The sequence below is a fragment of the Natronococcus sp. genome (genome assembly GCF_047921035.1).
Classification (GTDB): domain Archaea; phylum Halobacteriota; class Halobacteria; order Halobacteriales; family Natrialbaceae; genus Natronococcus.
On sequence record NZ_JBLRWX010000154.1, the window covers coordinates 1 to 5617 of the forward strand.

Genomic DNA, 5617 nt, shown 5'->3' on the forward strand with positions numbered 1-5617 from the left:
CGTCTTCGTCGACCGTGTTACGAACCCACTGGACCGCGTTCTGTGCATGTCTCCGGCCGTCGATCTGGCCGACGCCGGGTTCGTACTCGTTTTTCGCGATCGTGAAGAACTCGTCCCAGTCGAGGTCGCCCTCCTCGACGGCGTAGGTCCCGTCGTCGCGCTCGCGAATGCGAGGTTCGTCGGGGATCTCGAGGCCGTACTTCCGGGCCTTCGGGATGTACTGATCGAGGAAGGCGTTGCGCAGCGCGTCGTTGGACTGCTGTTTGAGTCCGACGGAAGCAGCGAAGTCGTGATGTGTGCTGTCGTCGTCGGTCGGTCCGAAGAACTGAATGATTCGGGGCCACCACTCCTCGAACGCTTCCTGGGTCCGTCGTTGTTCGGCACGGGATCCGGTCATGAGTTCGCGAAGGATATCCTCGCCGTGTTTGACGTGGAACCCCTCTTCGAAGCAGACCTTGTCCATTGCGTGGGCGTATGGCTCCCAGCTGGTCCGTCGCAGCGTCGCTTGCCGGCGCATCGCAGCACCGTCGACGAAAAACGAAATCATCGGCACTTCCACCCAGCTCTCGAGCGGATAATGAAAGCAATTGAGGAACTTCCCGTCCCCGTTCGCCAGGTCCCCGAGCATCTCCTCGCGGCTCTTGACGCCCAGCGACTCGGCAGCCCGGTAGAGCAGCTGGCCGTGGCCGATCTCGTCCTGGACCTTCGCCGAGAACGCCAGCTTTCGGTCGATGCTCGGCGCCTGCCGGATGAACGGTCGCTCCAGGTAGGCACCCATGATCTCACTGTTGGCGTGAAACTCGATCATCCGCGTCGCTGCCTCTCGGTACTCCCGCGGGAGGTCGTCCGCGGAACTGAACTCCCGGGGGCCCGCACGTTCCGTAACCGCTTCGACATTCATTACCGTAATACAGAGGACTGTATTGCATAGTAGTTCACACCCATATGAGGGCGTTTTAAATAGGGGGCGAAAGGCCGGTGTGTCGGCGATTCGCCGGTATCGGCCGGAAAGCCACCGGAACGCTGCCGAGGCGATCGACCGACAAAATGAACCGAGGGACGACGTGCAGAATACCAGTGAGGTCAGCGGTGGTCGTAAACGCGCTTGACTTTGCCGACCTCGGTCCGTTCGATCTCGCCGGGGCCCACGATCGTCAGCGTATCAGGTGTAAACGACAGCACGTTCTCGAGGCGGGTGAGCACCCGGTCGCGAAGTTCTTCGGTGTCGCCGTCGAATTCGGGTTCGACCTCGATCGTGATCTCGAGCGTGTCGAGGTTGTCCTCGCGGTAGAGGTCGATGCGGTAGTAGGGGGCGACCTCCTCGAACTCGAGGACGACATCCTCGACCTCGCTGGGGTAGAAGTTGACACCGCGGACGATGATGAGGTCGTCGGCGCGGCCAGTGACGTTGTCCATCCGGACCATCGTGCGACCGCACTCGCAGGTCTCGTAGGTGAGCGACGTCAGGTCGCCGGTGCGGTAGCGAAGCACGGGCAGGGCCTCCTTCGACAGCGTCGTAAGCACGAGTTCGCCCTCCTCGCCCTCCGGCAGGGGTTCGCCCGTCTCCGGATCGACGACCTCGGGGAGGAATCGGTCCTCCCAGATGTGCAGTCCGTCCTGGGCCTCGTGGCACTCGTTGGAGACGCCGGGGCCGATGATCTCCGAGAGGCCGTAGATGTCGATCCCGTTCACGTCGAGGCGCTCCTCGATCTCTTCACGCATCGGATCGGTGCAGGGCTCCGCCCCGAAGATGACCGTGCTGAGAGGGAGCTCCTTGATGTCGACGCCCATCTCCTGGGCCGTCTCGGCGAGATAGAGCGCGTAGGAAGGCGTACAGGAGATCGCGTCGCTCTCTAAATCCTGGAGCATCTCGACCTGGCGTTGAGTGTTGCCGCCGCCGATCGGGATCACCGTCGCGCCAAGTTCCTCGACCCCGTAGTGGAGGCCCAGACCGCCAGTGAACAGCCCGTAGCCGTAGGCGTTCTGGACGGTGTCGCCGGCCTCGACTCCCGCCGCCGCGAGGCTGCGGGCGACGACTTCGCTCCAGACCTCGAGGTCGTCCTCGGTGTAGGAGACGATCTTGGGTTTGCCCGTCGTTCCCGAGGAGGCGTGGATCCGCGTGATCTCCTCGTCGTCGACGGCGAAGAGGCCGTCGGGGTACTCGTCGCGGAAGTCTTCCTTGGTCGTAAACGGCAGCTTCGTGACGTCGTCGACCGTCTCGATGTCCTCGGGGGTGACGCCCGCTTCCTCGAGTTCCTTGCGGTAGTAGTCGACGTTCTCGTAGGCGTTCCGTACGGTTTCGCGGAGCCGTTCGTTCTGCAGCTCCCGAATCTCCTCACGGGATGCTGCCTCTATGTCTGTGTGTGGCATCCTCATCTCTCTGTGAGACGGGGTACAGTAAAAATGATGTGGTATTCGAGACGTCTGCTCGCTACCACGTTCCGACTGGTACCGACACGCGTCGCTCCAGTCCGAAGCTATATACTAACTCGTGACAAGGACCGAGTATGCGTGACGTCTACGTTATCGGTGCCGGACAGACCAGCTTCGGCTCGTTCCCGGATCGGAGCTACCGGGATCTGTTCGCGGAGGCATACGAGGCTGCCCGCGACAGCGTTGACCACGGTATCGACACGGAGAAAATCGACGAGGCCGTCGTCGCCACCCTCGGCGTCGGCGGACGACAGCTCGGCCTCTCGGGGCCGGCGGTGACCGAACACGTCGGGCTCCACAACGTACCCTGCTCGCGGATCGAGAACGCCTGCGGCGCGGGCGGGTTCGCCGTTCGCCAGGGGGTCCAGGCGATCAAAAGCGGGATGGCAGATGTCGTCCTCGCGGGTGGATTCGAAGTTATGACCGATCTGTCCAGCGACGTCGCGAAGTACTGGCTCGGTGTTTCTGGAGAAACTGAATGGGAACGGTTGACCGGGACGACGTTCTCCGGTGTCTACGCCCAGATGGCGAGCGCCTACATGGACGAGTACAACGCAACTGAAAAGGACCTTTCTCGGGTCGCCGTGAAGAACCATGCTAACGGTGCAAAGAACCCGAAGGCTCACCTCGGCTTCGAGTGCTCGCTCGAGGACGCGGTCTCCGCTCCGACAGTCGCAGATCCCCTCAACCTCTATCACTGCTGTCCGACCTCCGACGGCGCAGCGACCGTTCTGCTCGCCAGCGAGGACGTCGTCGACGAGTACACCGACGAGCGTGTTCGTATCGCTGGAACCGGCGCGGCCAGCGAGCGCGTCGGCCTAGCTCAGCGCGACAGCTACACCGAGATTTCGGCTTCAAGGGAAGCGGCCGAGAGCGCGTACGACCGTGCGGGGATCGGCCCTGACGATCTCGACTTCGCCGAAGTCCACGACTGCTTCGCCATCGCGGAACTCATCGCCTACGAGGATCTCGGCTTCTGCGAGCGGGGCGAGGCACCCCGCCTTCTCCGGGAAGGTGTCACCGACCCCGACGGTGACCTCCCGGTCAACACCTCCGGCGGCCTCAAGTCGAAGGGCCACCCGATCGGCGCGACCGGCACGGGCCAGATCAGTGAGGCCTTCGACCAGCTTACCGGGCGCGCAGGTGAACGCCAGCTCGAGAACCCGCGGTACGGGCTCACTCACAACGTTGGCGGTAGCGGCGGCGCGACGGCCGTTCACGTCTTCGAGAACGAGGAGGTGGGACGATGACGGGCCTCGAGAGCGTCGGCGCGTACGCTCCGCGGTACCGGCTCACCGCCGACGCGGTCACCGACGCCTGGGGGCAGTTCCACGGCGCCGGCATCTCCGAGACCGCGGTGCCCGCGGGCGACGAGGACACCCTGACGATGGCCTACGAGGCCGCTTCGCGGGCGCTCGAGGCGGGCAGTATCGACCCCGACGCCGTCACCCACCTCTTCCTCGGCACGACGACGCCCCCCTACGAGGAGGAGGCACTCTCGCCGCGGCTGGCCAGTTTCCTCGGGCTCGGCGACGCCCTCGAGACGCGCCAGTTCGCCGGCAGCACCCGCGCCGGCGTCGACGCGTTGGCCTCGGGACTCGAGGTCGCGGACGGAACGGTGCTCGTCGTCGCGAGCGACGCGCCCCGCGGCGCACACGACGACGAGATCGAACACGCGGGCGGTGCGGGAGCCGCCGCGGTCGTCCTGACGCCCGACGGCGCCGGATCGGTGACCGACCGCGCGGAGCGGGTCAGCCCCTTCCCGGGGACGCGGTTTCGACCTGCCGGCGAGGCGGAGACGACGGGGCTCGGCGTCACCGGGTACGACCGGCGGGCGTTCACCGAGACTGTCGTGGCCGCCGCGGACGCCCTCGAGACCGACCTTTCCGGGGTCGACTCGGTCTGCCTGCAGTCGCCGAACGGGAAACTCCCCTACCGCGCCGCCGGGTCGCTCGGCGTCGAGTCCGAGACGCTCCAGGCGGGGACCACGGTCCACGACCTCGGCGATACGGGCGCGGCGAGCGTCCTCCTCGGCCTTGCGACGGCGATAGAGGACGGCCACGAGGAACTCGTCCTGCTCGGCTACGGCTCCGGCGGCGGCGCGACCGCGCTGGCCGTCGACGCCGCCGACGTCGCGGTCGCGACCGCGCTCGAGGCCGGCGAGACCCTGGGCTACGGCGAGTACCTGCGGATGCGCGGCGACGTCACGCCCGGCGAGCCCGACGGCGGCGGCGCGTACGTCAGCGTGCCGAGCTGGAAGCGAACGATCCCGCAGCGCCACCGGCTCGTCGCCGGTCGCTGCAAGGAGTGCGAGTCGCTCGCGTTCCCGCCCGAGGGGGCGTGTCCGGACTGTGGCGCGCTCGAGGGTTACGACGAGGTCGAACTCCCCGGAACCGGAACCGTGGAGGCGGCGACGGTCATCGGACAGGGTGGCGCACCGCCCGAGTTCGTCGAGCAGCAGGCCCGCGAGGGATCGTTCGTCAGCGCGGTCGTCGCGCTCGACGGCCCGGACGAAGACGACGGGACGGTCTCGACGCCGACGCAGGTGTTGACGGGTGCCGACGAGACCGTCGAGATCGGCGACCGCGTCGAAGCCACGATCCGGCGGATCTACACGCAGGAGGGCGTGACCCGGTACGGGTTCAAGATGCAGCTCGCGGCGGAGTAGAACGGAGAACGGGAGGAGCGAAGACGCGGCTTACGGCCGTTCGAACACTACTGCTACGCCCTGTCCGAACCCGACGCACATCGTCGCCAGGCCGTACCGACCGTCCCGGCGCTCGAGCTCGTGCAACAGCGTCGTCGTGATGCGCGCGCCCGAGCAGCCAAGCGGGTGGCCGAGCGCGATCGCCCCGCCGTTGACGTTCAGCTTCTCCTCGTCGACCCCCAGTTCGCGCTTGCAGTAGAGGCTCTGGGAGGCGAAGGCTTCGTTGAGTTCCACGAGGTCGAGCTCGTCGACGGTGAGATCGGATCCCTCGAGCGCGTCGCGGGTCGCGGGCACCGGCCCGGTTCCCATCACGGTGGGGTCGACGCCGGCGACGCCGCGCGAGCGAACGCGGGCGAGGGGATCGAGGTCGTGCTCGGTGGCGTACTCGGCGCTCGTCACGAGCAGGCCGGCCGCGCCGTCGGTTAACGGCGAGGCGTTGCCGGGCGTGACCGTCGCCGCGTTGTCGTCGACGAAGAC

General features: G+C 66.5%; 5 protein-coding genes. 2 read left to right on the plus strand and 3 right to left on the minus strand.

Annotated elements, in window-relative coordinates; translation table 11 throughout:
• On the minus strand, positions 1 to 901 hold a 901-nt coding region (gene paaA, locus ACNA7R_RS19040), incomplete at its 3' end, for a 1,2-phenylacetyl-CoA epoxidase subunit PaaA (protein ID WP_416285092.1).
• Positions 902 to 1083: 182 nt separating this feature from the next.
• A complete protein-coding gene (gene paaK / locus ACNA7R_RS19045; RefSeq protein WP_416285093.1) occupies positions 1084 to 2370 on the minus strand; it encodes a phenylacetate--CoA ligase PaaK in 1287 nt (428 codons plus the stop codon).
• A gap of 137 nt (positions 2371 to 2507) precedes the next feature.
• Between paaK and ACNA7R_RS19050 the strand changes: the two genes are divergently transcribed.
• Positions 2508 to 3683 (plus strand): thiolase domain-containing protein, encoded by a 1176-nt coding sequence (locus tag ACNA7R_RS19050; protein ID WP_416285094.1) that lies wholly within the window; start codon positions 2508 to 2510, stop codon positions 3681 to 3683.
• Positions 3680 to 5101 carry a zinc ribbon domain-containing protein gene (locus ACNA7R_RS19055; protein WP_416285095.1) on the plus strand — a complete coding sequence of 474 codons (1422 nt, stop codon included), beginning with the start codon at positions 3680 to 3682 and terminating at the stop codon, positions 5099 to 5101. Before ACNA7R_RS19050 ends, ACNA7R_RS19055 begins: the two co-directional genes overlap by 4 nt.
• A gap of 30 nt (positions 5102 to 5131) precedes the next feature.
• On the opposite strand, the gene ACNA7R_RS19060 is transcribed toward ACNA7R_RS19055, so the two are convergent.
• The coding region (locus ACNA7R_RS19060) for a thiolase family protein (protein ID WP_416285096.1) at positions 5132 to 5617 on the minus strand (486 nt) is incomplete at its 5' end.